Here is a 26,945-nt window from a genome sequence, read left to right on the forward strand (position 1 = left end):
TCCCTCTGTTGATGCGAATCGCGTGCAGTACCACCTTCGGTTCGTCGCGAGTTCCCCCGCCTGTCACCCGCAGGGTCGCCTAAGCGTCACCTTCGAGGGGTGGGATGGATGATGTGAGAGTCGCAGTGATCGCGGAGTCATTCCTCCCGCAGATGAACGGTGTCACCCACAGCCTGCTGCGGGTGCTGGACCACCTGGCGGAGCGCGGGGACGAGGCGATCGTCATCGCGCCCGGCTCGCGCCGCGACCGCCCCCGCGAGGTGGCGGGCACCCGCATCCTCCGGGTCCCCAGCTTCGCGATGCCCCGCTACCGGAAGGTGCGCGTGGCCCCCGGCGGCGTCGCCCCGATCCGTCGCCTGCTGCGCGATTTCGAGCCGGACGTCGTGCACGTGGCCTCCCCGTTCGTGCTGGGCTGGCGCGGCGTGCTGGCCGCGCAGGACCTGGGCCTGCCGTCCGTCGCGGTCTACCAGACGGAGGTCCCCGCCTACGCCGCCCGCTACGGCATGCGCGGGCTGGAGCACCTGCTGTGGAACCACGTCCGCAACATCCACCAGCGCGCCTCCCTCACCCTGGCCCCCTCCTCCTACACGATCGACCAGCTGACCGGCGTAGGGGTCAAGGACGTGAAGCTGTGGGCGCGGGGCGTCGATTCGACCCGGTTCGATCCCACCCACCGGTCGGCCGCGTTCCGCGCCAAGGTGGGCGTCAGCGATGACGGCCACGGGCCCGAGGTCGTCGTGGGCTTCGTGGGTCGGCTCGCCGTGGAGAAGCAGGTCGAGGACCTGCGGGTGGTTGCGGACATCCCCGGCGTCCGTCTGGTCATCGTGGGCGAGGGACCGCAGAAGGAGCGCCTGCGCCGCGTGCTGCCGCAGGCGCACTTCACCGGTTTCCTGGGCGGCGATGCGCTGGCGCAGGCGGTCGCGAGCTTCGACATCATGGCGTCCCCGGGCGAGTTCGAGACGTTCTGCCAGACGATCCAGGAGGCCATGGCCTCGGAGATCCCCGTCGTCGCACCGGCCCGCGGCGGCCCGCTGGACCTCGTCGACTCCTCGCGGACCGGCTGGCTCTACAGCCCCGGCGACCTCGCGGGTCTGCGCGCCCACGTCGCGGACCTGGCCGGTGATGCGGCGAAGCGCCGCGCGTTCGGCCGCACTGCACGGCAGGCGGTGCTGGGACGGTCGTGGAAGAGCGTGTGCTCGCAGCTGATCGGGCACTACTCGTCCGCGATCGCGCAGCCTGCACCGCAGGTGATCGGGAGGTCGTACACGGGTGCGGCCCGGTGGGCGCAGGACCGCGTCTGAGGCTGGACGTCTGAGTGTCGACGGCCGGTCACGGACCGGCCGTGCACACGACGACGGTCGCGTCCTCCAACGCCTGGGGTATCGAGCAGTGCTCACTCTCGGGCTGCGCGCACGCGCTTCGGGGCGCGGGCGTCCCACGCCTCGATGAGCAGCTCGGAGAGTTCATCGAGCTCGACGCGGTCGAGTCGAACCAGAACGCTGGCATGCCCGGTGTAGTGGTCGGTGGTGAAGAACGTCGCCGGGTCGGCGGCCAGAAGGACGTCGCGATCCTCAAGGCTGTCGCGCCAGCACACCAGCACGTGGGGTTCCTCGTGAATGCGGGCGAAGATCTTTCCTGCGACGCAGAACGCGGGCGTGCCGTACGACGTCCGCTCAGTGACCTCCGGCAGGGCGGTGGCCAGGCGGCGGACGTCGTCGACGGTGATGACTCCCTCCGGTCGGTTCCGTGCTGGTTCCATGCCTCCAGTGTCTCAAGCCACACCTGGCACGGTGCCGTCCTCACCGCGGGCGTCGACTCCCTATCATGGGTGGGGTCAGCTCACACGAGCCTCGAGACGTTGAAGGAGACCACGATGGTCAAGCGGCAGGTGCCCCATCCCGCAGAGATCCTGGAGCTCATGAAGTTCCGGAAGTTCGATCCGAACGGCAAGCGGCGCAGGCTCTCCTCCGCGCTGACGATCGAGGACCTGCGGAAGATCGCCAAGCGACGCACGCCGGCGGCCGCCTTCGACTACACGGACGGCGCGGCCGAGGGCGAGATCTCGATGGCCCGCTCCGTCCAGGCCTTCGAGGACATCGAGTTCCACCCGTCGATCCTCACCGATGTGTCCCACGTCGACACGACGACGCAGATCCTGGGCGGCAGCAGCGCCTACCCCTTCGGCATCGCCCCCACCGGCTTCACCCGCCTCATGCAGACGGAGGGCGAGACCGCCGGTGCGGGTGCGGCCGGAGCCGCGGGCATCCCCTTCACCCTGTCGACGCTGGGCACCACCTCGATCGAGGACGTCAAGGCCGCGAACCCGCACGGCCGCAACTGGTTCCAGCTCTACGTCATGCGCCAGAAGGAGATCTCCTACGGCCTCGTCGAGCGCGCGGCCCAGGCGGGCTTCGACACCCTCATGTTCACGGTCGACACCCCGGTCGCCGGTGCCCGTCTGCGGGACACCCGCAACGGCTTCTCGATCCCGCCGCAGCTGAGCCCCTCCGTGGTGCTCAACGCGCTGCCCCGTCCCTGGTGGTGGATCGACTTCCTCACGACTCCTCCCCTGGAGTTCGCGTCGCTGTCGGAGACCGGCGGCACCGTGGGCGAGCTGCTCAACGCCGCGATGGACCCGTCGATCGACTTCGACGACCTCGCAGAGATCCGCGCGCTGTGGCCCGGCAAGTTCGTCGTCAAGGGCGTGCAGACGCTCGAGGACGCGAAGAAGATGGCGGACCTGGGTGTCGACGGCGTCGTCCTGTCGAACCACGGCGGTCGCCAGCTGGACCGCGCACCCGTCCCCTTCCACCTGCTGCCGCAGGTCGCGCAGGAGGTGGGCCAGGACATGGAGATCATCCTGGACACCGGCATCCGGAACGGTGCGGACATCGTCGCATCGCTGGCGCTGGGTGCGGACTTCACACTCGTGGGCCGCGCATACCTCTACGGCCTCATGGCCGGCGGCCGCGAGGGTGTCGACCGGATGATCGAGATCCTCACGGACCAGATCGAGCGGACCATGAAGCTCCTGCAGGTCAGCAACGTGGCCGAGCTTGAGCCCAAGCACGTGACGCAGCTGAGCCGCCTCGAGCGGCTGCCGGCGCCGGAGTTCACGGCGGCGCGCACGCACCGGGGCTGAGGTCCCGCATGCGGCGCTGACGCACCGCTGACACCCACCGGGCCCTGGAGGGCCGCGGCCGCTATCCCAGGCCGCGGGCTTCCAGGGCCCGTCCCGTGTCCTGGGCGTACTTGACCGCGCCCAGGACCAGTGGGACGGTGCGGGCCGCAGGCGATGCTTCGAGGCCGCGGGCGCGGGCCGCATCTCCGCTCACACGCGCCAGGTCCGCGATGACCGGCAGGCTGCGCACGACGAGTCCGGCCGCCAGTCCCACCGACTCCGCCGGGAGGCCCACGAGGGCGAGGGGTCGGGCGAGGACCTCGAAGACCGCGATGAGCTCACCGATCGTCGTCGTGAGCATGAGGAGCGCGGCCGCCAGCACGCACGCGACGATCGTCGACGCGATCCGCGCTCCCGTCAGCCAGTCCGTCAGCCACAGGTGGACGACGAGGACTCCTGCCACGATGAGCCAGATGCGCAGGATCGGGGCGAGCAGTTCCCGCAGGGGCAGGCGCGCGGTGAGAGCCAGCACGACGATGACCGCGATGAGCCCCGCGTTCACGACCGGGTCGCGCGTGAGGAGGACGAGCACGCTCAGGGCCGCCACCCCGGCGAGCTTGGCCCACGCGGGTGTCCGGTGCAGCCACGAGTCCCCCGGCACCCGCCGGCCCAGGAAGCGCTGACGGACCTTCACGCGCGCCCGCTCCCCCGCCCCGCATCGTGGGCGACGAGGGAGCGGTAGGCGGCGACGACCTCGGCGGGTGCACCGTCCGCGTGCAGGCGACCGTCGTGGATGAGGAGGGTGCGCTGGGCGTCCGTCGCGACCTCGAGGTCGTGGGTCGAGACGATCGTGCGGACGCCGCGGCGGGCCACGAGGTCCGCGAGAACTTCGCGCAGGCGCTCGCGGTTGGCCAGGTCCAGCAGGGTCGTGGGCTCGTCCAGCACGAGGACGGCCGGGTCGACGGCGAGCACCGCCGCGAGCGCGACGAGCTGGCGCTGGCCGCCGGACAGCTCGTAGACGCTGCGCTCTGCCAGATCCGCGACTCCCAGCTCGTCGAGGACAGCCAGCGCGCGCTCGCGGCGCTCCTGCCTGTTGCGCACCGTGCGCTTGAGCGAGAGTTCGACGTCCTCGAGCGGGGTGGGCATGACGAGCTGTGCGCCCGGGTCCGTGAAGACGAAGCCCACGCGGCGGCGGACCTCCCGGCCATGCGCCGCGACGTCGAGACCGTCGACCAGGACGCGGCCGGCATCCACGGGGACGAGGCCGTTGATGAGCTGCAGCAGCGTCGACTTCCCGGACCCGTTGGCGCCCACGACGCTGAGGGTCGGCTCCGTGAGCGTGCACGTGACATCCGTGAGGATCGCGCGGCGGGCGGTGGTCCCCGGACGCTCCCCCGCGGCCGGGTCGTCGACATGGACGGAGGCCGCCTCGAAGACCACGCCGCGGGCGTGCTGCTCGTCGTGCGGGTGTGTCATCGGCGGACGAGGACTCCGGGGAACGCGCGGTGCACGACGACGGCCAGGGCCGCGGCACCCGCGTTCTTGAGGATGTCGCCGGGCCAGAACGGCATGTCCGCGACGATCGCCTGCGGGGTGGTCAGGCCCAGGTTCACCGCCATGCCGGCGATGCCCAGCGGGTGGACGGTGATGAAGCTGGTGATGACCCCGCCCACCAGGAGCAGCGCCCAGAGCTTCCAGCCGCGGAACCGGCGGACGAGCCATCCGGCGACGACGCCCACCAGGAGCGCGTAGAGCGGGAACGCGATGAGGTAGCCCACGCTGGGGCCGGCGAGGACGCCCAGGCCGCCGCTGAAGTTCGAGAAGATCGGCAGGCCGATGAGGCCCAGAGCCAGGTAGAGGGCCAGGGACAGGAAGCCGCGCGCCGGTCCCAGGACCATCCCGCACAGCCCGACGCCCAGCGTCTGCAGGGTGATCGGCACGCCTGCGCCGCCCACGGGGATCGCGGGCATCGCGGCGAGCACCGCGACGAGCGCAGTGAAGACGGCGACGAGCGCCAGGTCGCGGGCGCCCCAGCGGCTGCGGGCGGCGGGCGATGCGGATGTGGTTGCGGCCGCCTGCGATGGGGCGTGCGCGGTCAGCGACGCCGAGGCCGCGCCGTCAGCGTGAGCGGGGTGGGACAAGGTGGTCTCCTTCGAAGATGGCGATCGCGTGGGACCGCACCGGGCACTGAACGGCGTTCAGGACATGTGTGCCAGAGTACGTGAACAGTGTTCAGGGCGCGAGCCCGGGGGTCGGACGCGGTGCAGCGGTGCGGGCCGAACGTACTCGGCGGACCATCCAGACTGGACCGGCCGGACCAGGTGCGGAGACGCGCGAGGGGGAGCCGATGCGACTCCCCCCCCACACGGATGCGGCAGGCGTCATCCGCCCAGCCGCCTCACTCCCACTCGATGGTGCCCGGCGGCTTCGAGGTGACGTCGAGGACCACGCGGTTGACCTCGTCGACCTCGTTCGTGATGCGGTTGGAGATCGTCGCGAGCACGTCGAAGGGGACACGGGTCCAGTCCGCCGTCATCGCGTCCTCGCTGCTGACGGGACGCAGCACGATCGGGTGGCCGTACGTGCGGCCGTCACCCTGGACGCCCACGGAGCGGACATCCGCCAGGAGGACGACGGGGCACTGCCAGATCTCGTCATCCAGGCCGGCCTTCGTGAGCTCCTCGCGGGCGATCGCGTCTGCGCGGCGCAGGATCGCCAGTCGCTCCGCGGACACCGCGCCCACGATGCGGATGCCCAGGCCGGGGCCGGGGAAGGGCTGGCGGGCGACGATGACCTCGGGCAGGCCCAGCTGGCGGCCGATCGCCCGGACCTCGTCCTTGAAGAGCTCGCGCAGCGGCTCGACCAGCTGGAACTGCAGGTCGTCCGGCAGGCCACCCACGTTGTGGTGGCTCTTGATGTTCGCGGTGCCGGAGCCGCCGCCGGATTCGACGACGTCCGGGTAGAGGGTGCCCTGGACCAGGAACTCGATCTCCTCGCCGGCGCCCTCGCGGGATTCCGCGACCAGCTGGGCGGCGGTCTGCTCGAAGCTGCGGATGAACTCGCGGCCGATGATCTTCCGCTTCGTCTCCGGGTCCGTCACGCCGTCCAGCTCCGTGAGGAACGTGTCGACCGCGTCGACCGTCACGAGTCGCACGCCGATCGCCTTCACGAAGTCCTGCTCGACCTGTTCGCGCTCACCCTCGCGCAGCAGGCCGTGGTCGACGAACACGCACGTGAGCTGGTCGCCCACCGCGCGGTGGACCAGCGCCGCCGCGACGGCGGAGTCGACACCGCCGGACAGGCCGCAGATGACCTTCTTGTCCCCCACCTGCGCGCGGATGCGGGCGACCTGGTCGTCGATGATCGACTGGTTCGTCCAGTCAGCCGTGAGACCGGCGACGCGGAAGAGGAAGTTCTCCAGCACCCGCTGGCCGTTGACGGAGTGGAGCACCTCCGGGTGCCACTGCACGCCGGCGATGCGGCGGTCGGCGTCCTCGAACGCGGCGATGGGGGTGGACGCGGTGGCGGCCAGCACGGTGAAGCCGGCCGGGGCCTCGGTCACGGAGTCGCCGTGCGACATCCACACGGTCTGCTCGCCGGTGACGCCGTCCAGCAGCAGGCCGGGCTGTGCGACCGTCGCGGCGGTCGACCCGTACTCGCGCCGGCCGGTCTTCGCGACGGTGCCGCCCAGGGCGTGGGCGATCGTCTGGAAGCCGTAGCAGATGCCGAACACGGGCGCGCCCAGGTCCAGGAGGCCCTCCGGCAGCGCGGGGGCGCCGGCCTCATTCACGGACGACGGTCCGCCGGACAGGACGATCGCGCGGGGCTCGCGGGCCGCGATCTCCTGGGCACTGGCGGTGTGAGGCACGACTTCGGAGTAGACACCCGCCTCGCGCACGCGACGCGCGATCAGCTGGGCGTACTGCGCGCCGAAGTCGACGACGAGGACGGGATGGGACTGCGGGTGCGGGACACCGCGTGCGGAGGGGGACTCACTCATGGCGCCATCTTACGGTCCGGCGCGACGATCCGTTGCGGCGGACCGCGACGGGCGACCGGGACCGGATCCGCCGGCCGGGGGTTCAGCCCGCGTCGGTCACGCGGGCGACCTCATCGCGGACGGCTGCGGCCAGCTGGTCGAGGGGCAGCCCCGCACGCGCAGCGCGCGCCACCGTGTCCGTCGCGAACGCGACGACGGCGGAAGCGAGGCCCGAGGCCGTGGGCAGGTCCGCGGGATCGATCCCCTCTGCGATGCGGGTGCCGGCCCTGCCCCTGGTCACCACGAGTCCCGCTGCCTCGAGCTCCTTGTAGGCGCGCGCGACCGTGTTGGCGGCGAGTCCCAGCTCATCCGCCAGTGCGCGGATCGCCGGCAGCCGGTCGTCCGGCAGCAGGGAACCGGCGGCGATGCGGGCGATGATGCCCCGCTTCACCTGCTCGTACGGCGGTGCGTCGTCTGCGGGGTCGAGCTCGATCGTGGTCATGCGGGCCCTCCAGTACCGACGGCGGGGATGTCCGGCCAGCGTAGCGGGTCAGCCGCCCAGCGTGCCGGAGAGCCGTTCGCGCATCCTGCGGCTGGCCTCGTTGAGGCCGCGGACCTCGACGACGGTGCCGCGCGCGGCGTACTTCTCCGTGACCGAGTCCAGCGCCGCGACCGTCGAGGCGTCCCACACGTGCGAGCGGTGCATGTCGATGATGACGCGGGCGGGGTCCTCCGCGTAGCGGAACTGCGTGAAGAGGTCGTTCGAGGAGGCGAAGAACAGTTCGCCCACGACGGTGTAGCGCGCACATGGCCCGGCAGGCGCCGCCTCGCCGTCGCCGGCCTCCTCGATCACCTCGCGGGTGACGGTCACGAAGTGCGCGACGCGGCGGGCGAACGCGACCATCGCGACGAGCACGCCCAGCCCGACCCCGATCGCCAGGTTGTGCGTCCACACGGTCGCGACGACGGTCACGAGCATGACGATCGTCTCCGACAGGGGCATGCGGGTGAGCGTCGACGGGCGGATCGAGTGCCAGTCGAACGTCGCCCACGACACGAACACCATGATCGCGACCAGCACCGCCATGGGCACGACCGCGACGACGTCGCCCAGGAGGACGACGAGGACCAGCAGCAGGACGCCCGCGCAGAAGGTGGAGATCCGCGTCCGGGCCCCGGAGGCCCGCACGTTCATCATGGTCTGGCCCACGACGGCGCAGCCGCCCATCCCGCCCAGGAAGCCGGAGGTGATGTTCGCGGCACCCTGTGCCCACGACTCCCGCGTCTTGTTCGACCGGGTGTCCGTGATGTCGTCGACCAGCTTCGCCGTCAGCAGCGACTCCAGCAGTCCCACGACCGCCATCGCCAGCGAGAAGGGCGCGATCGTCGTGAATGTCTCCCACGTGAGCGGCACGTCTGGGACGAAGAGGAACGGGACGGACTCCGGCAGCTCGCCCCGATCCCCCACCGTGGGGATGTCCCAGCCCAGGAGGACGACGAGCGGGGTGAGGACCAGGATCGCGACGAGCGGGGCGGGCACCGCGGTCGTGAAGCGGGGCAGCACGAAGACGATGAGCAGTCCCGCCGCGCACACGACGTAGACGAGCCACGGCACCCCGATGAGTTCCGGCAGCTGGGCCAGGAACACGAGGATCGCCAGCGCGTTGACGAATCCCACCATCACCTGGCGGGGGATGAAGCGCATGAGGCGGGCCGCCCCCACGACGGCGAGGACCACTTGGAAGACGCCGGCGAGGATGACGGCGGCGATGAGGTGGTCGACGCCGTGCGAGGCGGACAGGGGCGCGATGACGAGGGCCACCGCGCCGGTCGCCGCGGAGATCATCGCGGGTCGGCCGCCCAGGACTGCCGTCGTGACGGCCATCGTGAAGGAGGCGAACAGCCCCACGCGGGGGTCGACGCCCGCGATGATCGAGAAGGCGATGGCCTCCGGGATGAGGGCGAGGGCGACGACCAGCCCGGCGAGGACCTCCGTCCGCAGCCAGCCGAAGCGGGTGAGCGTCCGCCGGACGCTCTGCCGCTCGTACGGGTCCGCCCGGTCCTCTGCGAGCGAGCGGCTCACTCCTTGGGTGCGACGACGACGGCCGCCTCGAGCTCGGCCTCCACCTGGCGGTGGATCCGGCGCTCGAGGATGAACGACATGACGGGCACGACGCCGGCCAGCGCGAGGATGAGCAGGCGACCCAGCTTCCACCGCATCGCCTGGTTGAGCCAGAAGCAGGCGATGAGGTAGACGACGTAGCACCAGCCGTGGCTGATCGCGATCGCCGCGGCCAGGTCGAAGCCGCCGAAGTTGAGCGCCTCACTGGGCGATCCGCCCAGCACCAGCGGCACGTAGAGGTACTTGTAGAGCATCTCCACGGTCAGGATCATGAGCATCGTGCCCGTGATGAGTGCCATCACGCGGTAGAACCGCAGGGCGTTCCGGGCGGACGTGAACTGCTTGACGGTCCAGACCTCGTCCGGGTCGAACGACGGGGCGGCGTCCGGGTTCTGAGTCATGAGCGCACTCCTCCTGCGTGCAGGTCCGTCTCCCCGGCCTGCTTGACGACGACGTATTCGACGGGAGCGTCCGACTCCAGCTCCTGCTGGCGCGCGTAAGAGTCGCGCAGCAGGGTGAACCAGATGTAGAACGCGAAGCCGGCGAAGAAGATCCATTCGACGGCGTAGACGGCCGACTGCCAGTCGAATCCGCCGTCCTCCTGCTTCTGCAGGTCGACGTGCGCCATCTGGGCGCCCGCCCCGGTCATCTCCCCGTCCTCCGGGAAGAGGATCCCGGAGTACGAGTAGACCTCGAAGAAGTTGACCAGCTGCGAGGTGGAGACGCTGCGCACCTGGCCGTCCGGCAGGTCCGACGCCGGCAGCGGTCCCTCGACGGGCCCCAGACGGGCCGTGAGCTGCACGTCTCCCGTGGGTGCCGGGTCCGCCGTCGCCGAGGCCGTGTCCAGCACCCAGCCCCGCACGACCGGGATCGCGATGGGCTCCGCACCGGCCGTGTCCGCACCGGCCAGCCGCGCTTCCTCGCCCACCTCTGCGCCGTCGACCTCGAACATCGTGACGACCCAGTAGCCGGACTCCCCCTCATGCAGGCGTTCGGTGACGAGCACCTGCATGTCAGGCAGGTAGCGGCCGGAGAGGCTGACCCGCTGGTCGGAGAGGATGCCGGGCATGGTGACCTGCGCGTCCAGCACATCGTTGAGGGGTTTCACCTGGTCGATGTCCTGCGCTTCGATCGCATCGTTCTTGTGCTGCGCGCGGTCGACCTGCCACATGGACAAGCCCACGAAGATCGAGGCGAGCACCAGCACGAGGGCCAGGAATCCCAGCCAGCGGGGGGTGAGGGCGAGACGGAGCACTCAGGCGCGCTTCCGCTGGTCCGATTCCGGTGAGACGACCACGTCGACGCGCTGGAACTCCTTGAGGTCCAGGTATCCGGAGGTCGCCATCGCGCGGCGCAGCGCACCGGCGATGTTGAGTTCGCCGGTGGCGGTGTGGCCGGGGCCCAGCAGTACCTGCTCGAGCGGGCCCACAGTGCCCAGTTCGACCTTGTGGCCGCGCGGCATCTGCTGGTGGTGCGCCTCCGCACCCCAGTGGGAGCCGCGGCCGGGCGCCTCGTCCGAGCGGGCCAGGGCGGTGCCCAGCATGACGGCGTCCGCACCCATCGCGAAGGCCTTGACGATGTCGCCGGAGCGGCCCAGACCGCCGTCCGCGATGACGTGGACGTAGCGTCCGCCGGACTCGTCCATGTAGTCGCGGCGTGCGGCATGGATGTCCGCCAGCGCGGTCGCCATGGGGACGCGGATGCCCAGCGCGCGGTGCGTCGTCGAGGACGCGCCGCCGCCGAAGCCCACGAGCACGCCGGCGGCGCCGGTGCGCATGAGGTGCAGCGCGGTCGTGTAGGTCGCGGCGCCGCCCACGATGACAGGGACGTCCAGCTCGTAGATGAACTGCTTGAGGTTGAGGGTCTCCTCTGCGCTGGAGACGTGCTCTGCGGACACGGTGGTGCCGCGGATGACGAACAGCTCCACGCCGGCCTCGACGACCGTGCTCCAGTGCTCGAGTGTGCGCGCCGGCGACAGCGCGGCGGCGACGGTCACGCCCGCGTCGCGGATCTGCTCGATGCGCGCGGTGATGAGTTCCGGCTTGATGGGCTCCGCGTAGATCTCCTGCATGCGGGCGGTCGCCGCGTCCTGCTCCAGGCCAGCGATCTCGTCCAGCAGCGGCTGCGGATCGTCGTAGCGCGTCCACAGGCCCTCGAGATCGAGGACTCCCAGCCCGCCCAGCCGGCCCAGGGCGATCGCCGTGTCCGGCGACATGACCGAATCCATGGGGGCGGCGATGAACGGCAGGTCGAAGCGGTAGGCGTCGATCTGCCAGGACAGGTCGACGTCCCGGGGGTCCCGTGTGCGGCGTGCGGGGACCACGGCGATGTCGTCCAGCCCGTAGGCGCGACGACCCCGCTTCCCCCTGCCGATCTCAATCTCTTGGCTCACGCCCCCAGCCTACCGTTCGGCCCGGACGCGGACTCCGAGGAGTCGGTCAGCGAGAGACGCCGCGATCCGGGATGCGGGATCGTCGCCCTGATCCGTCACTGCGCGGCCGCGAGCTCCTCGAGCTTCTGGGCGACCTGCGCGCGCGAGGGGTTCGTCTGCGTCGTGCCGTCCGCGAAGAGCAGGGTGGGGACCGTCTGGTTCCCGCCGTTCGCCTCCTCGACGACGGCCGCGCCGTTCTCGATCTCCTCGATGTTGACCTCCGCGTAGGCGATCCCCGCCTGATCCAGCTGCGGCTTGAGGCGCTTGCAGTAGCCGCACCACGACGTCGTGAACATGGTCACCTCGCCGGCGCTCGGCAGGAACTGGTCGACGGCCATCGGAACTCCTCATCGGTAGACGCTTCGAACGGGCCGCGGTGCGACCCTCACCTCCCCCAACAGTCGGGTGGGCGGTCCTGTTCCCGCATCGCGCAGTGCTGCGACGGGGAGTCATGCGCGCGTCAGCGTGCGTCTCCCGTCAGGTCGACCAGATGGTCGACGGGCCCGTGGGCTCCGGCCGGATCGCGCGACAGCTCCCAGCCGGCACCCGAGGCGATGGCCCGGGCGAGGTAGTCGAGGGAGGTGACGACGGCCTCGGCGAGGGTGTCCCCGTGCCGCGGGTCGCGGCCGGCGCGGACGGCCTTCGCAGCCTCCGCGGTGATCGCCGCGGACAGCGTGCAGCCGGTCCCGTGCGTGTGCGGTGTGTCGATGCGCGGGTGCGCGAACTCGCGCACCTCGATGTCGTCGCCCGCGCGCACGGCCAGGACATCGACGACGACGTCGCCGAGGCCGTGGCCGCCTTTGAGGAGGACTGCTCGGCTGCCGCGGTGGACCAGTTCGCGGGCCTGGTCACGCTGCTGGGCGAGATCAGCGGCCGGGGGCACGTCGTCGCCCAGGAGCAGGGCACCCTCCGGCAGATTGGGGGTGAGGACATCCGCGACCGGTGCCAGCAGGTCGCGGACCGCGCTGACCGCGTCCGCCTCCAGCAGGCGGTGGCCGGAGGTCGCGACCATGACGGGGTCGACGGTGAGGAAGCCCAGCAGGCCGCCGGCGGCGCGGTCGACGGTCATCCGTACGAGGGCGCGGGTGCCCAGCATCCCCGTCTTCGTCGCGTCGACCGGGATGTCGTCGAGCACCGAGTCGAACTGGCCCGCCACGAAATCCGTGTCGATAGGGAGGACGCGGCTGACGCCGTGCGTGTTCTGCGCGACGAGTCCGGTGATGACGGTCGTGCCGTAGGTACCGCGGGCCGTGAAGGTCTTGAGGTCAGCATGGATGCCGGCGCCGCCGGACGGGTCGGTGCCCGCGATCGAGAGGGCGACCGGTGGGCGATGTGCGGTGTGAAGGGGCATGGGGACGAACTGCCTTTCGAGGGGCGGCGGGGCCGCCCCGGTCGTCTGCGGTGGGAGCGCGGTCGTCTCTGGCGCGGGGTCGGTCTGAGCGCGGTCGTCGCTGGAGTGTGTGGGACGGTCGGATCGCGCGGGTCCGCCGGTGCGGTGTCAGTCGCCCCGGTAGGAGGCGCGGATCGCGGCGGCTGCCGCGCGGGGGTCGGGGCTGGCGCAGATCGCGGACACGACGCAGACGCCCAGCACCGGCGCGTCCCGCAGGGCGGGTGCGCGCTCTGCGGTGATGCCCCCGATCGCAACGGAGGCCAGGCCCATCTGCGCCGCGATCTCCGCCAGCGAGGCGAGCCGTTGGGGTCCGATGCCCGCGGGGGCGCCCGCCTTCGTGAGGGTGTCGTGGACGGGCCCCACACCCACGAGGTCGACGAGCGCCGCACCCGTCGTCCCGTCGCGCAGCACCGCGGCCGCGGAGAACTCGTCCGGCGTCTGCGCGGAGAGTCCCACGAGCGGGTCCGGACCCAGCACCTCGCGCACCTGTGGGACCGGGGTGTCCGTCTGGCCCACGTGGAGGTGGATGTCGAGACCCTCCGCACGCAGTGCGCGGACAACCTCCAGCCGATCGTCGATGAAGACGGCGACCGGCCGCTGGTCGGGGTCCGGGCTGACGGCGTGGTCCCCGGCGGGTCCGTCGACGCGGGCCTCCCCGGTCCCCGGACCGGCGGGCGTGATCGACCGTCCCGCCTGCCGGAGCGCGGCGACGGTCTCCCGCGTCATCCGCGCGACCTCCGCGTCCGAGGCGTCCTTGTCACGGATCTGGACGATGCCCGCTCCCCCGGCCACGGCCTGGGCGACGGTGTCCGCCACCGTGCGGCCGGCGGCGGCGCACATCGCGGTGTCCGTCACGAGGTAGAGGCTCCAGTCGTAGGGCGCGAGACGTGCCGGCAGAGCGTTCATCGGTCACCGCCCGCACCGGCTGGCACCGTCACGTCCACAGCCGCGATCCGGTCCGCGGTGACGGCGTGCAGGGCATCGACGAACGCGACGGCGAAGGAGCCCGGCCCCGCGCTGTCGCGGCCGGCGTCCTCGCCCGCCGCCGCGAAGTGGGCGTGCGCGGCGACGACGGCCGCGAACGGGTCGTCCGCCGAGGCCCCCAGATAGGCCGCGGTCAGCGCTCCCAGCGAGCATCCGGTGCCCACGACCAGCGGCATGAGCGGGGATCCGCCTCCCACGCGCGCGACCCGCAGGCTCTGCGCATCGTCCGGATCGACCGCGACGATGGCATCGGTGGGCCCGGAGACGGCGACGACGGAGCCGGACCGGCGGGCCAGGACACCGGCGGCGTCCAGGACCGCATCGACCTCGTCCCTCGACTCGATGCCGCGACCGCCCGCACCCTGACCCGCGAGTGCGGCGATCTCCGATGCGTTGCCGCGGATGCAAGCGGGGCCGGACCGGGCCAGCCGGGCGATGTGCTGCGACCGGAAGTCGACGCCGCCGTAGGAGACGGGATCCAGCACCCACGGCGTGCGCGCGCCTGACGCGGCGGTGGTGGCCGCTTCCGCCGCGAGCAGCTGATGGTTGGTCGCGGTGCCCAGGTTCACGAGGATCCCGTCTGCTAGACGGGCGAACTGCGCGGCATCCGCCTCGTGGTCGAGCATCGCGGGCGAGGCGCCCGCGGCCAGGAGCACGTTCGCGCTGAACTGCTGGACCACCGTGTTGGTGATGCACTGGACGAGCGGCACCCGCTCGCGCAGGCGGCGATGCGGTGCGGAGAGGTCGAGCGTCGTCATGACGATCCCTTCGCTAGTGCTGACTAGATCAGGTTCGATGGGTGTGATCTCAGCCCCGCCGTGCGGAGCACCCCCTGTCACTGCCCGGCAGTGTATCGGAGGTCACGGACGCAGGAGCGCGCCGGGGCGACTGCGGGACCGGACAGCGACCGCATAGGATCGGGTGACGTCCCTCACCCGCCTGCACGCGCCAGGCCCTCTCCCTCATCCGTCGATCGGAGGCCTCATGCCCGAAGTCCAGTTCTCGCATCCCGCGGAGATCGAGGGCTCCTTCACCCAGATGATGGCGCTCGAGGAGATCGATACGAACATCTACCGCGGCGGCTACGTCTTCGAGGAGCCCTACGCGCTCTACGGCGGTCAGGTCGCGGCGCAGTCGCTGCGGGCCGCGGGGCTGACGGTCGAGGACGACCGGCATCCCCATTCGCTGCACGGGTACTTCCTGCGTCCGGGCAATGCGGCGAAGCCCACCGTGTTCCAGGTGTTCCGCGACCGCGACGGCCGCTCGTTCTCCGCCCGGCGCGTCGTCGCCCTGCAGGAGGGCAAGGTCATCTTCAACATGTCCGCCTCGTTCGCCCGCGCCGTCGAGAGCCCTGAGCACGGCGAGCCGCTGCCGGTCGCCGAGGCTCCGCTGGGCACACCCACGACGCTGCCGCGGATGTTCAGCTTCGAGTCCCGGACCACCGAGCAGGTCTACGACGCACCCGACTACCCGCTGCGCTTCTGGGCCCGCTGCGTCGAGGACCTGGGCGACGACCAGCTGCTGCACCAGTGCGCACTCACGTACCTGTCGGACATCTCCTCCGGGGTGGGGGCGTACAACTCTGCGGACTACAAGTCGGATTCGAGCCTGGACCACGCGGTCTGGTTCCACCAGGACGTCGACCTCAACGCGTGGACGCTCATGGACCTCCATCCCGAGGCCGTCTCCCACGGCCGCGGCCTGTACCGAGGCCGTCTGGGCACCCAGGACGGCGTCCACGTCGCGACGATCGCGCAGGAGACGCTGTTCCGTCCCACCGCGCAGGGGTGACACACTCATGACAGCCTGTGGCCGCGTGCGCGGTCTGGTCCTGACGGGGGGACGGTCCTCGCGGTTCGGCGGAGTCCACAAGCCGGGGGTGCGGGTGGGCGGAGTGCCCGTCCTGGCTCGCGTCCATGCTGCGCTCACGGCGGTGCCGGTCGACGGGATCTGGGTCGCGGGGCCCGCGGACGGGATCCCGGACGACCTGCGGGCCGGCGTCCACGAGGTGCAGGAGGAGCCCCGCTTCGGCGGCCCGCTGGCAGGGATCGCCGCCGCGGTCGCGGACATGCCCCCGGCGCCGGACGCGGTCGTGCTGGTGCTGGCCGGCGACGTGCCGTACACGGATCCCGCGGATCTGACGCATCTGGCACACACATGCGCGCAGACAGGACGAGCGGTCGCGTCCGCGGACGCGACCGGCAGGCGTCAGCACCTGTGCGCGGCGTGGCCGGATGCGCTGCTGAGGGCCCGGCTCGAGGACGTCGGCGATCCCACCGATCTGCCGGTCCGGCTGCTGTGGGAGGGCGTCGACCCGGTGCAGGTCGCGGTGAGCACCGCCAGTCTCGAGGACTTCGACACGGAGGACGATCTGCGGCGGATCACCGGGAGCACCCGACCGGGCGCATGAGTGCGCGGTCGGCGGGCCGTCAGACCGGCCGGCGGCGGGCGGCCTCGATGAGTTCGTCGTCGATGAAGCCGCGCCGTGCGGCGCGGCTGCCGAAGACCGCCATGAGCACGGTCGCGAGGATGAGGACGGCGAGGATGAGCGTCCAGTCCCCGCTGCGCCCGTAGGCGACGCCCACGAGGAACGGCCCCACTGCGGCCAGGCAGTAACCGAAGGGCTGCACGAAGCCGGACAGGCGGGCGGTCACGAGCGGATCGCGGCTGCTGGCCGGGATGAGTGCGAGCGCCGTGGGGAAGCAGAAGCCGCCCACGCCCAGGATGATCGCCCACAGCAGCGGCAGGACGTCCGGCACGACGAGGAGCCCCGCGTAACCCACTGCCGTGAGGATGGAGAAGAGGACGGGGAGCAGCACCGCACTGCGGACCCGCGCGAGGACGGTGGGCATGACGAGGCCGCCGATCACGTTGAGCGCACCCACGAGCGCGAGTCCCACCGAGCCGACGGCCGGGCTCACGCCCGCGTCCCGGTAGATCTGCGGCAGCCACCCCATCTGGATGTACGCGTTCGTCGACTGCAGACCGAAGAACAGCATGAGGAACACGGCGGTGGGAGCCCGCCAGAGGGACTCGCGCCGCCAGCCGGCGGGGGCGGTCGGAGTGACCCCGGCCTCGGGAGCGGTGTCGACAGGGGCGGCCTCGTCCGGCACGACCGTCGTCCGGGCTCCCGACGGGAAGTCGTAGCCGGTCCGGGCGGCGACGACGAGCCAGACGACGACCTGGGCGGCGGCGAGGAAGGACCACACGAAGAGCGCGCCGCGCCACTCGAAGAGCAGCGCGCTCAGGGGACCGACCGCGCCGGACAGACCCAGAACGGAGGTGTAGATCGTCATGAGCGCGACGATGTGGCGGCCGCCGTGGCTCTTGATCCACGCCGGCAGCAGCACGTTCGCCAGGGCGATGCCGGCGACGACGGACGCGGTCAGGACGAGGAAGATCCAGATGTCGCCCATCCACGGGCGCACAGCCAGGCCGATGAGCGTGAGGACCATGCCCGCGGTCAGCATCGTGCTGAGCCCGAAGCGGGAGGCCAGCGGCACGGCCAGGAGACCCATGACAGCGAAGAAGAGTCCGGGCAGCGCGGTGACGGCCCCGGCCATCTCCCCACCGGCGCCGAAGGCCGCGAGCACGTCGGAGAGGACCGGCCCCAGGGAGGCGATGCCCGCGCGCAGGTTGACCGCCGCGATGAAGACCGCGATGAAGGCCAGCAGCACCGGCACGCCGCGCAGGGCTCCATCGCGTCCTGCTGGCGCTGCTGTCATGAGGTGGTCCTCTCCGGAGAACGCGTGACCGGTGCGACCCCCAAGCAGGGCCGCACCGGTCACGCGGTGTCGATCAGTGTGTGCGCCGACGGCGCGTCACTTCGAGTGGTAGTTGGGTGCTTCGACGGTCATCTGGATGTCGTGCGGGTGGCTCTCTTTGAGGCCCGCCGTCGTGAGGCGGACGAAGCGGCCGCGATGCTTGAGCTCCGGGATCGTGCGCGCGCCCACGTAGAACATCGTCTGGCGCAGGCCGCCGGTCAGCTGGTTGGCGACCTGGCGCAGGGGGCCGCGGTAGGCGACGCGGCCCTCGATGCCCTCCGGGATGAGGTCCGTGTCCGTGGCGACGTCCGCCTGGAAGTAGCGGTCCTTCGAGTAGGACTGGCCCTTGCGGGGAGCCATCGCGCCCAGCGAGCCCATGCCGCGGTAGCCCTTGTACTGCTTGCCGTTGATGAGGAGCAGGTCGCCGGGGCTCTCCGCGGTGCCGGCGAAGAGGGAGCCCAGCATGACGGAGTCCGCACCGGCGACCAGCGCCTTGCCGATGTCGCCGGAGTACTGGAGGCCGCCATCGCCGATCAGCGGGACGCCCGCCTTCCTGGCCGCCTGCGCGGCGAGGTGGATCGCGGTCACCTGCGGCACGCCCACACCGGCGACGACGCGGGTCGTGCAGATGGAGCCCGGGCCCACGCCCACCTTGATCGCGTCCGCGCCGGCGTCGATGAGCGCCTGCGCGCCCTCCGTCGTCGCGACGTTGCCGCCGATCACCTGGACGTCGCGGAACGCGGGGTCCTTCTTGAGGTGGGCGATCATCTCCGTGACACCGCGGGCGTGGCCGTTGGCGGTGTCGACGACGAGCACGTCCGCACCGGCCTCCGCCAGAAGGCCCGCGCGCTCCAGCGCATCGCCGTAGAAGCCCACCGCGGCACCCACGAGGAGCCGGCCGGAGCCATCCTTCGCGGCGAGCGGGTACTCCTCGCGCTTGACGAAGTCCTTGACGGTGATGAGGCCCTGCAGGACGTAGTCGTCATCGACCAGGGGCAGCTTCTCGATCTTGTGCTCGCGGAGGATCGCGTACGCCTCGTCCTTGTCGACGCCCACCTTCGCGGTGTGCAGCGGCGCCTTCGTCATGAACTCGCCCACCGTCGCGGAGGCGAACTTCTGGTGCGGGATGAAGCGCAGGTCGCGGTTGGTGATGATGCCCACGAGGACGCCCGCCTCGTCGACGACCGGCAGACCGGAGATCCGGTACTGGCCGCAGATCTCGTCCAGCTCCGCGAGTGTGCGATCCGGCGTGATCGTCACGGGATTGTCGATCATCCCGGACTCCGACCGCTTGACGTAGTCGACCTGCTCCGCCTGGTCCTCCTTCGAGAGGTTCCGGTGGATGATGCCGATGCCGCCGATCCGGGCCATCGCGATCGCCATGCGCGACTCCGTCACGGTGTCCATCGCGGCGGAGATGAGCGGGATGTTGATGTCGAGCTCGCGCGTGAGCTTCGTCTGCGTCGTGGCCTCGGACGGGATGACGTCCGTGTCGCCCGGCAGCAGGAGCACGTCGTCGTACGTGAGTCCCGTCAGCCCGAAGGGATCCCCTGCCACTGTGAAGTCTGTCTGCTCGTCCGCCATGAGTCCCCCGTCACCGTCGTGCGATTGCCATCCAGGTGCATTCCCGGACGGCGGTCGCACTGCGCGATCAGGCCGTCCGGGACGCGTCTGGAGCCTGGGGGCAATGCTACTCCGCGCGCGTGCGCGCCGCGCATGAGGTTGCTCACGGCGGCCGGGAAGCGCGCGATCCTTCGATTCTCCAGGTGATTCTCGCCGCGGGCTGGAATATCGTGCACGCATGACCTCCATGTCCGGATCGCCGGGAGACCCGACTGCGCAGTCCTCGTCCGCGCCCACTGCGGGGTTGCGCCGGCGTCGCCGCGGAGCGCACTCCACCGACGGCCCCGCGCCGCAGGACTTCGCGGCCGCACCCACACTCATCGGTCCCACCGTCCGCCTCGAGCAGCTGGACCACGCACACTCACCCGGTCTGGCGCAGGCCGCGGAGGATCTGGGCGACCTGTGGGTCACGGCAATCCCGTCGTCGGACGGGATGGAGGCGGAGATCGACCGCCGCCTGGGACTCCAGGAGGCCGGGTCGATGGCGCCGTTCACCGTCGTCGACCTGCAATCGGGCGACCCGGTGGGCATGACGACCTTCATGAACATCGATGCGCCCAATCGACGCGTGGAGATCGGGTCGACGTGGCTGAGCCCGCGGGTGCACGGTGGGCGGACGAACCCGGAGATGAAGCTCATGATGCTCACCCGCGCGTTCGACGAGCTGGACTGCATCGCCGTCGAGTTCCGCACGCACTTCCACAACCACCACTCCCGGCGCGCGATCGAGAAGCTGGGAGCCAAGCAGGACGGCATCCTGCGCAATCACATGCTCCATCGCGGAGTGCTGCGCGACACCGTCGTCTACTCGATCATCGCAGCAGAATGGCCCACTGTCCGCTTCGGCCTGGAGCAGCGCCTGCGGGACAGATGAGCGCCCGCGTCACCGTGCAGGCTCGCGCCTTCCTCACGCCTCCGCGTAGTACTGGGCCGCCGCGTACACGTCGTCCGCGTACTCCTGCGACGCGTTGTACCGGAGGATGCCGCGGTTCCATCCCTCGTCCGAGGCGAAGTCGACCCCCATGCTGCAGAAGTAGTTCGCGGCACTGAAGACGGCGTCGTCGATGTGGTGCGGGTCCGCCTCCCCGGTCCCCCGCGCGTCGACGGCGAACATCTCCCAGGTCTCCGGGATGAACTGCATGGGGCCCACGGCCCGGTCGAACTCCGTGTCGCCGTCCAGCCGGCCGCCGTCCGTGTCGCGCACCAGCGCGGTCCCGCCGGTCCCGTCCAGCGGCACGCCGATGATCTTCGGCCGCACGTCCCCGTCCGCCCGGACCGAGGCCCCGTGCAACCACCCGTGGTGGCTCTCCACCCAGCCGACACCGGCGAGGGTGTTCCACTCGACGCCGCAGCGCGGGTGCTCGTCCTGCGCCCACAGCGCCGCGGCCGCATACGACTCCATGACGCGCTGGGGAATGCCGGTGCGCTCCGCCGTCTCGCCCGCCCAGTCCGGGTCGACCGCATACGCCGAGGCCGGGGAACCCTCCGCTGCCGGCCGCACCTCTTCGAGGCCGTCGTCTCCCACGATCCGGTCCGCCGGGCGGGCACCGCCGGCGACCAGGGGAGGGGTGGGACGGTCGGGTGCGCCGGCGGCGGAACCGTGGTCGGCCTCGGCGATGGAGGGGGTCTTCATCGGCGACGGTGCCAGTGACAGGTAGGACATGAGCGCCCACAGTCCCACCCCCATCGCCACGACCAGGAGGCTGGCGATGACGGTGGCGAACACGCGGGCGGGTCGCATGGGCGGGCACACCTCCAGAGGCGGGGGAACAGCGGGGACGGTCGGAACCTGGTCAGCGGGCAGGAGCGGTTCAGACCGGAGGCACAAACCGGAGCAGGGCTCGGAAGCGCCGGGTCCACGCTACCGCCCGAACCGGAGCGGGAGCTGCGAGGACGCACGTGACCTGCACCGCTGGTCGGGGACCGCAGGCCCCGGCGCGGGCCGTCCACTCCGCGTGCGCCCTCACTGTCGATCCGTCAGCTCACAGGACCGCCGCGGCACCCACCAGCACGACGATCGTGTTGTTGACGGCGTGGAGGATGATCGGCGCCCACAGATTCCCGTGGAACCGCAGCAGCAGGCAGGCCGACAGTCCGAGGACGAACACGTAGGCGAGCGCCGGCGGGGCGATGTGGATCGCCGCGAAGATCGCCGCAGCCAGCAGGGCCGCGAGGAACCACGGCATGCGGTGGGCGAGCGCCTGGAAGATGAGGCCGCGGAACAGGACCTCCTCCCACAGCGGGGTGAGGACCGCGGCGAGCAGCCAGAGGACGAGGATGGGAAGCAGCCCGCCGCCCATGGCGCCGATGTCCTGGGCCGTGCTGGAACCGTCACCGGTCCCGCTCCCGTCGAACAGCGTCGTGAGGACCAGCCCGCTGACCGCGACCGCGACGATGAAGGTGACCGGGATCTGCCACAGGAGATGGAGGGTCCGGAGCGTGGGCCGGCGGAACCCCAGCACCTGCGGGGTCAGCTCCGGGGTGCGCCGCACGACCAGGCCGACCGCGGCGGCGGACGCGAGCGTCAGCGTCCCCAGCACGATGAGGATGAGAGCGCCGGTGTCCGGCCTCCACCCGAAGAGCTTGTGCGCCAGGAGGACGAGACCGATCGTCACGGCCCCGCAGACCACGACGAGTCCACCCGCGAGTGCCGCGTGGCGCAGGCGCGGGGCCGGCGGGTCATGCGGGGGCACAGCCGGACGCTCCGCCATCACAGGTCCGCCTCGAAGCGCAGGAGATCGCCGGGCTGGCAGTCGAGCGCCTCGCAGATGGCCTCGAGGGTGCTGTAGCGGATCGCTCGGACGTGGTTGTTCTTCAGCAGGGACAGGTTCGTGACGGACACGCCCACCTCCTCGCTCAGTCGGGTCAGGGTCATCTGACGCTCCTCCAGCAGTCGGGTCAGGTCGCTGCGGATGCGTGTGGGCTCGAGCTGTGCGCCCTTCGCGCGCGACGCCTTCCTCCGGCCCGCCTCTTTCGAGCCGCCCGCACCCTTCCCGCCGGCAGCACCCTTCGCATCGGCCACGCGACTCACACGAGCGTCCGATGCTCGGACCACATGCGGGAGCCGGTCGCCAGCACCAGCAGGTACGGCCACGACACCGCGAGCGGCACGTCCTGCAGGGTGACGTCTATGGCACCGCCGTCCACCGCGCCACCGCCGTTCTCGATGAGCGAGGCCCCGTCGATGAGACGCGCGGTGACGGGGACCTCACGCCAGAGGGCCATGAGCGCCATGCCGAAGACGGCGATGATCGCCAGCAGCCCGGCCGTCACCCAGCACCCCACCTCGAAGACCAGGATCGCGATCCGCAGGAACCGGGGCGGGCGCGGCACGTCCGCGTGAGTCGGCTCGTCGACCAGGTCGGAGTTCGCGGTCATGAGGGCACACCTTGCGTCGGAGGAGTGGGGAGGACCGACGAACGGCCCGCGCTTTATGCTAGTCGTAATTACGACTGACGTAAACACGGGCCGACGCGGCGCCCTCGCGGACGCGCCCCCTCAGTCCCGCGGGTCCAGCCCCAGCTGCGCCGGTGTGGGCGTGAGCGTCAGCTGACTGTCGAACACCCTCCCCACCCCCAAGAGCGGATCCCTGAACTCCAGCCTGCTCGCCAGCAGCTGCAGCGGCGACGACAGGTCGTACGGATGGAATCCGATGTCCACCGGATAGACCGGGTCGCCCAGGATCGGCATCCCCCACCCGTGCATGTGCACGCGCAGCTGGTGCGTCCGCCCGGTGTGCGGCTTGAGCTCGAACTCCCCGATCCGGGGCGCCTCCCAGCCGTCAGGCACCGTCCCCTGCGCCAGCACGCCGCCGAGGTCGTCGTCACCCAGATCCCGCACCCACCTCGCCTCCGTGCGCGAGTTGGGCGGCCCGGCGACCTCCCGCACCTGCCGTTCACCGGACTCCTTGTGGAGCAGGGTGGTGCGGCAGGCGGCCCAGCCGGCCGGGACCTCGGTGGCGGGGGTGAGGGCGGCCAGGGCGCGGTACGTCTTGCGGATCCGGCGGGCCTGGAACAGGGACTGGTAGGCGCCGCGCGTCTGCGGGCGCTTGGAGACCAGCAGGAGGCCTGCGGTCACGCGATCCAGGCGGTGGATCGCGACGAGGTGGGGGTCGTCGCGCTCGACGCGCAGGCGGGTGACGACGCACTCGCGGACGAAGCGGCCGTTGGGGGTGCTCGCCAGGAAGTGGGGCTTGTCGATGACGAGCAGGTCCTCGTCCTCGTGGACGACGCCCATCTCGACGGGCACGCGGTCCTCGTGCGGGACGACGCGGTGGAACCAGTAGAAGCCGCCGGGGATGACCGGGTCGTCGAGGGTGACGCGGCTGCCGTGTTCGTCGGTGAAGTCCTGCTCCGTGGTGAGGGCGAGGATCTCGTCCTCGGTGGCCTCCGGGAAGTCACCACGCAACCACGCGCCCACGTTCGGCGGGACCGGCTGGTGCATCCGCGCGTGCTGACCGGGGCCGCCGGGCGCGCGCAGGCGGGTGGCGGAGATGCCCTCGCGGGGAGGGAGCGGGGAGACCAGTGCCATGGTCCCCGATCTTAGTGGGGTGGTGGCCCATCCGTTCGTCATCGCGAAGCCACCTCGAAGTGGATCGGGCGCGCCCTCCGTGCGTCACTGCGTGCCACCTCGAAGTGGATCGGGTGGGCCAGCCATCCGGCACTGCGGAGCCGGCGACCCATCGTCCGATCGAGTGGCGGCTTTTCAGATTGAGCGGCGGATCCACACCGGTCGGAGTGGTGTGGATCCGCTACTCAATCGTCAGATCCCGATCTCAGCCGTGCGCGTCCCGCACAGGGCCCGCTCCTGAGTCGCTCGCAAGGATTTGAGGTTGCGTTCTGCAGACCTCGCAGGTCTGCAGAACGCAACCTCAAATCCAACAGGGGCTTAGCCCGGCCACCCACCCCTCAGATCACGATGAGCCCGTCGTCGCCGGCGTCGCCCAGGCCGCGGGGCCGCACGGCAGCCGCCGCCAGCTCCGGCACTGCTTTCGCGACCTGGAGCCTGCCGCCCACCGCGGTCGCGCGGATGCGGTCGCCCGCCTGCATGCCCCCGGCCACCAGCAGATCCGCGATCTTGTCGTCCAGCTGCCGCTGGATGACCCGGCGCAGCGGACGCGCACCGTACTCGGGCTCGTAGCCCAGGTCCGCGATGAGCTCGATCGCCTCCGCGGTGACGGACAGGCCGATGTCCTGCAGCGCCAGCCTCTCCGCGGAATCCCGCAGCTGGAGCTGCACGATCTCACGCAGCTGCTCCTTCTCCAGCTTCCCGAAGAGCACGATGTCGTCGATCCGGTTGAGGAACTCCGGCCGCATCGTCTCCTTGAGACGGCTCATGACGCGGCTGCGCACTTCGGGCGACGTCGCCGAGGCCGTCCCCTCCTCCGCGCTGAACCCGATCGTCCCGATCGAGCTGGTGAGGAACTCGGACCCCAAGTTGGACGTCATGATGATGACGGTGTTCCGGAAGTCGACCGTCCGCCCCTGACCGTCGGTGAGCCGACCGTCGTCCAGCACCTGCAGCAGCAGGTTGAAGATGTCCGGGTGGGCCTTCTCCACCTCGTCCAGCAGGACGACGGAGTACGGCCGACGGCGCACCCGCTCGGTCAGCTGCCCGGCCTCGTCGTAGCCCACGTATCCGGGAGGTGCGCCCACCAGCCGGCTGGCGGTGTGCCGCTCCCCGAACTCGCTCATGTCGAAGCGGATCATCGCGTCCTCGTCGCCGAACAGCGACGTCGCCAGCGCCCGGGCCAGCTCCGTCTTGCCCACGCCCGTGGGTCCCAGGAACAGGAACGAGCCCACCGGTCGCCCAGCGTCGCTCATGCCCGCGCGGCTGCGGCGGACCGCCTGCGCGACGGCCTTCACCGCGTCGTCCTGCCCGATGACCTGCCGGTGCAGCTCCTCCTCCAGGCCTGCCAGCCGCTGCCGGTCGTCCTGCGTGAGGCGGGCGACGGGCACACCGGTCGCCCGGGAGACGACGTCTGCGATCTGGTCCTCACCGACGGTGAGGACACCCCCCGCCGAGGCCGCCGTCACCTTCTGCTCCGCCGCCGCGATCTCCTCCTGGAGGGACACGATCCGGTCGCGCACGCGTGCGGCCTCCTCGTAGTCCTCCTGGGTGATCGCGTTCTTCTTCTCCTCTTCGAGCGCGGTCTCCTGCTCCCGCAGGGCGGCCACATCGATACGCGGGCCGCGCGTGAGGCTCACGCGCGCACCCGCCTGGTCGACCAGGTCGATCGCCTTGTCCGGCAGGAACCGGTCCGTGATGTAGCGGCTGGACATGTCGACCGCCGCCCGGACCGCGTCCTCCGTGTACTCGACGTGGTGGTGCTCCTCGTAGCGGCCCTTGAGGCCCGTGAGGATCGTGATCGCGTCGTCCCGCGAGGGCTCGTTCACCGTGACCGGCTGGAACCGGCGCGCGAACGCGGGATCCTTCTCCACCCGGCGGAACTCGTCCAGCGTCGTCGCGCCGATGAGGCGCAGCTCACCGCGGGCCAGCCGCGGCTTGAGGATGTTGCCGGCGTCCATGCCGCCGGAGTCCCCTCCGCCGCCGGCGCCCAGCACCATGTGCACCTCGTCGATGAAGACGATGAACTCGCCCTCGCCGTCGCTGATCTCCGTCAGGAGGGTCGTGAAGCGCTCCTCGAAGTCGCCCCGGTACTTCGTGCCCGCGACCATGGCCGGCAGGTCCAGGGAGATGACGCGGCGACCGTGCAGCTGCGCGGGCACGTCGTCGTCGGCGATGGCCTGCGCCAGGCCCTCCGCGACCGCGGTCTTGCCCACACCGGCCTCACCGATGAGCACGGGATTGTTCTTCGTGCGGCGAGCCAGGATCTCGATCGTCTCCGCGATCTCCTGATCCCGGCCGATGACCGGGTCCAGTCGGCCCTCGGCGGCCTCGGCCGTGAGGTCGTGGCCGTACTGGTCGAGCATGGGGGTCGCCGACTCCTCGCCGGCCTCCGCCTGGGACTCGCCCAGCGTCTCACCGGACTCCGCGGCCTCGGCAGCCGCCTGTTGGAGCGACTGCGGGGTGACACCCGCGCGCGCCAGGAGCTGTCCCGCGTACGAATCCTGGTTGAGGACGAACGCGATGAAGACGTGCTCCGGGTCGATGTAGGTCGACCCGAAGCCGCGCGCCACCTGGTAGGCGTCCAGCATCGACTTCTGGGTCGACTGGGTGAGCGCCACCTGGCCCGGCACGCGGGACTCCGCGCGCTCCGGCAGACGCGATTCCGCGTCCTTCGCGATCGCGTCCGGGTCCGCCCCGGTCGCCGCGACCTGGGCGCGGATCTGCTGGTGGTCCATCATGACGCGCAGCAGGTGGAGGATGTCGACCTCCGCATGGCCGTGTTCGGCTGCGAAGGTCCCGGCCGCGCCCAGCAGCTCGTGCGTGCGGCGCGTGAGCAGGCGCGTGATGTCGATGGGCCTGCGGGCAGGACCCTGGTTCTGCAGGAGACGGGCGAGGAAGTCCTCGAAGGAGTCGCCGCCCGCACCGGCCGAGCCGAAGAAGGTTGCCATGTCTGCTCCTAGAA

27 protein-coding genes and 1 riboswitch are annotated in these 26,945 nt (G+C 71.2%); of the genes, 5 read left to right on the forward strand and 22 right to left on the reverse strand.

Going from position 1 to position 26,945, the window contains the following annotated elements; all coding sequences use genetic code 11:
• Positions 1-113: 113 nt before the first annotated feature.
• Complete coding sequence (locus tag HGBR_RS03725) at positions 114-1,301, forward strand: glycosyltransferase family 4 protein (protein WP_026077309.1); 1,188 nt, start codon at positions 114-116, stop codon at positions 1,299-1,301.
• 92 nt (positions 1,302-1,393) lie between these two features.
• Here the strand turns inward: HGBR_RS03725 and HGBR_RS03730 are convergent, their stop codons facing one another.
• Complete coding sequence (locus HGBR_RS03730) at positions 1,394-1,759, reverse strand: MmcQ/YjbR family DNA-binding protein (protein WP_019157986.1); 366 nt, start codon at positions 1,757-1,759, stop codon at positions 1,394-1,396.
• Positions 1,760-1,873: 114 nt separating this feature from the next.
• On the opposite strand from HGBR_RS03730, the gene HGBR_RS03735 reads away from it, so the two are divergent.
• The gene (locus HGBR_RS03735; RefSeq protein ID WP_019157987.1) at positions 1,874-3,142 is read left to right on the forward strand and encodes an alpha-hydroxy acid oxidase; all 1,269 of its coding nucleotides are present in this window, start codon (positions 1,874-1,876) and stop codon (positions 3,140-3,142) included.
• A gap of 61 nt (positions 3,143-3,203) precedes the next feature.
• Here HGBR_RS03735 and HGBR_RS03740 read toward each other — a convergent pair whose 3' ends face one another.
• The 13 genes from HGBR_RS03740 to thiM form a co-directional block, all read right to left on the reverse strand.
• Positions 3,204-3,815 carry an energy-coupling factor transporter transmembrane component T family protein gene (locus HGBR_RS03740; protein WP_019157988.1) on the reverse strand — a complete coding sequence of 204 codons (612 nt, stop codon included), beginning with the start codon at positions 3,813-3,815 and terminating at the stop codon, positions 3,204-3,206.
• A complete protein-coding gene (locus tag HGBR_RS03745) occupies positions 3,812-4,597 on the reverse strand; it encodes an energy-coupling factor ABC transporter ATP-binding protein (protein ID WP_019157989.1) in 786 nt (261 codons plus the stop codon). The genes HGBR_RS03740 and HGBR_RS03745 overlap by 4 nt, the downstream gene beginning before the upstream one ends.
• Entirely contained in the window at positions 4,594-5,262 is a 669-nt protein-coding gene (locus HGBR_RS03750) for a biotin transporter BioY (RefSeq protein ID WP_019157990.1), read from the reverse strand. The genes HGBR_RS03745 and HGBR_RS03750 overlap by 4 nt, the downstream gene beginning before the upstream one ends.
• Positions 5,263-5,519: 257 nt before the next feature.
• Positions 5,520-7,121, reverse strand: a complete 1,602-nt coding sequence (guaA, locus tag HGBR_RS03755) for a glutamine-hydrolyzing GMP synthase (RefSeq protein ID WP_019157991.1) — start codon at positions 7,119-7,121, stop codon at positions 5,520-5,522.
• Positions 7,122-7,203: 82 nt separating this feature from the next.
• Positions 7,204-7,602 (reverse strand): GntR family transcriptional regulator, encoded by a 399-nt coding sequence (locus HGBR_RS03760; protein ID WP_019157992.1) that lies wholly within the window; start codon positions 7,600-7,602, stop codon positions 7,204-7,206.
• Between the two features lie 48 nt (positions 7,603-7,650).
• A complete protein-coding gene (locus tag HGBR_RS03765; protein ID WP_019157993.1) occupies positions 7,651-9,183 on the reverse strand; it encodes a SulP family inorganic anion transporter in 1,533 nt (510 codons plus the stop codon).
• The gene (locus HGBR_RS03770; RefSeq protein WP_019157994.1) at positions 9,180-9,623 is read right to left on the reverse strand and encodes a DUF3817 domain-containing protein; all 444 of its coding nucleotides are present in this window, start codon (positions 9,621-9,623) and stop codon (positions 9,180-9,182) included. Before HGBR_RS03770 ends, HGBR_RS03765 begins: the two co-directional genes overlap by 4 nt.
• Positions 9,620-10,477: an SURF1 family protein gene (locus HGBR_RS03775; RefSeq protein WP_019157995.1), complete on the reverse strand. Its 858-nt coding sequence runs from the start codon at positions 10,475-10,477 to the stop codon at positions 9,620-9,622. Before HGBR_RS03775 ends, HGBR_RS03770 begins: the two co-directional genes overlap by 4 nt.
• Positions 10,478-11,614 carry a GuaB3 family IMP dehydrogenase-related protein gene (locus HGBR_RS03780; protein WP_019157996.1) on the reverse strand — a complete coding sequence of 379 codons (1,137 nt, stop codon included), beginning with the start codon at positions 11,612-11,614 and terminating at the stop codon, positions 10,478-10,480.
• A gap of 95 nt (positions 11,615-11,709) precedes the next feature.
• A complete protein-coding gene (locus HGBR_RS03785) occupies positions 11,710-11,991 on the reverse strand; it encodes a mycoredoxin (protein WP_019157997.1) in 282 nt (93 codons plus the stop codon).
• Between the two features lie 122 nt (positions 11,992-12,113).
• The gene (thiD, locus tag HGBR_RS03790; protein WP_019157998.1) at positions 12,114-13,004 is read right to left on the reverse strand and encodes a bifunctional hydroxymethylpyrimidine kinase/phosphomethylpyrimidine kinase; all 891 of its coding nucleotides are present in this window, start codon (positions 13,002-13,004) and stop codon (positions 12,114-12,116) included.
• A 147-nt stretch (positions 13,005-13,151) separates the two neighbouring features.
• Complete coding sequence (locus tag HGBR_RS03795) at positions 13,152-13,949, reverse strand: thiamine phosphate synthase (RefSeq protein ID WP_019157999.1); 798 nt, start codon at positions 13,947-13,949, stop codon at positions 13,152-13,154.
• Positions 13,946-14,785 (reverse strand): hydroxyethylthiazole kinase, encoded by an 840-nt coding sequence (thiM, locus tag HGBR_RS03800; RefSeq protein WP_019158000.1) that lies wholly within the window; start codon positions 14,783-14,785, stop codon positions 13,946-13,948. Before thiM ends, HGBR_RS03795 begins: the two co-directional genes overlap by 4 nt.
• A riboswitch (TPP riboswitch) is annotated at positions 14,773-14,870 on the reverse strand. Its footprint overlaps the gene before it by 13 nt.
• Before the next feature lie 141 nt (positions 14,871-15,011).
• On the opposite strand from thiM, the gene HGBR_RS03805 reads away from it, so the two are divergent.
• The gene (locus HGBR_RS03805) at positions 15,012-15,818 is read left to right on the forward strand and encodes an acyl-CoA thioesterase (protein ID WP_019158001.1); all 807 of its coding nucleotides are present in this window, start codon (positions 15,012-15,014) and stop codon (positions 15,816-15,818) included.
• Between the two features lie 7 nt (positions 15,819-15,825).
• Positions 15,826-16,437 carry a molybdenum cofactor guanylyltransferase gene (gene mobA / locus HGBR_RS03810; protein ID WP_026077312.1) on the forward strand — a complete coding sequence of 204 codons (612 nt, stop codon included), beginning with the start codon at positions 15,826-15,828 and terminating at the stop codon, positions 16,435-16,437.
• Between the two features lie 19 nt (positions 16,438-16,456).
• Here mobA and HGBR_RS03815 read toward each other — a convergent pair whose 3' ends face one another.
• Together HGBR_RS03815 and guaB are read right to left on the reverse strand one after the other, a co-directional pair.
• Positions 16,457-17,752: an MFS transporter gene (locus tag HGBR_RS03815; protein WP_040364635.1), complete on the reverse strand. Its 1,296-nt coding sequence runs from the start codon at positions 17,750-17,752 to the stop codon at positions 16,457-16,459.
• Between the two features lie 96 nt (positions 17,753-17,848).
• Entirely contained in the window at positions 17,849-19,375 is a 1,527-nt protein-coding gene (guaB, locus tag HGBR_RS03820; RefSeq protein WP_019158004.1) for an IMP dehydrogenase, read from the reverse strand.
• Between the two features lie 217 nt (positions 19,376-19,592).
• On the opposite strand from guaB, the gene HGBR_RS03825 reads away from it, so the two are divergent.
• Positions 19,593-20,288, forward strand: coding sequence for a GNAT family N-acetyltransferase (locus HGBR_RS03825; protein ID WP_019158005.1), 696 nt, complete (start codon positions 19,593-19,595; stop codon positions 20,286-20,288).
• Positions 20,289-20,321: 33 nt separating this feature from the next.
• On the opposite strand, the gene HGBR_RS16295 is transcribed toward HGBR_RS03825, so the two are convergent.
• From HGBR_RS16295 to HGBR_RS03855, 6 genes are all read right to left on the reverse strand, one after another.
• On the reverse strand, positions 20,322-21,155 hold the full coding sequence (locus HGBR_RS16295) for a lytic transglycosylase domain-containing protein (protein ID WP_019158006.1): 834 nt from the start codon (positions 21,153-21,155) through the stop codon (positions 20,322-20,324).
• A gap of 241 nt (positions 21,156-21,396) precedes the next feature.
• The gene (locus HGBR_RS03835; RefSeq protein ID WP_019158007.1) at positions 21,397-22,125 is read right to left on the reverse strand and encodes a CPBP family intramembrane glutamic endopeptidase; all 729 of its coding nucleotides are present in this window, start codon (positions 22,123-22,125) and stop codon (positions 21,397-21,399) included.
• Complete coding sequence (locus HGBR_RS03840) at positions 22,125-22,328, reverse strand: helix-turn-helix domain-containing protein (RefSeq protein ID WP_026077314.1); 204 nt, start codon at positions 22,326-22,328, stop codon at positions 22,125-22,127. Before HGBR_RS03840 ends, HGBR_RS03835 begins: the two co-directional genes overlap by 1 nt.
• A 113-nt stretch (positions 22,329-22,441) precedes the next feature.
• Positions 22,442-22,792: a hypothetical protein gene (locus HGBR_RS03845; RefSeq protein WP_019158009.1), complete on the reverse strand. Its 351-nt coding sequence runs from the start codon at positions 22,790-22,792 to the stop codon at positions 22,442-22,444.
• A gap of 120 nt (positions 22,793-22,912) precedes the next feature.
• Positions 22,913-23,944 (reverse strand): pseudouridine synthase, encoded by a 1,032-nt coding sequence (locus tag HGBR_RS03850; RefSeq protein ID WP_019158010.1) that lies wholly within the window; start codon positions 23,942-23,944, stop codon positions 22,913-22,915.
• Between the two features lie 377 nt (positions 23,945-24,321).
• A complete protein-coding gene (locus tag HGBR_RS03855; protein WP_019158011.1) occupies positions 24,322-26,931 on the reverse strand; it encodes an ATP-dependent Clp protease ATP-binding subunit in 2,610 nt (869 codons plus the stop codon).
• Between the last annotated feature and the right edge of the window lie 14 nt (positions 26,932-26,945).

The sequence above is a fragment of the Brevibacterium senegalense genome, from assembly GCF_000285835.1.
Lineage (GTDB): Bacteria > Actinomycetota > Actinomycetes > Actinomycetales > Brevibacteriaceae > Brevibacterium > Brevibacterium senegalense.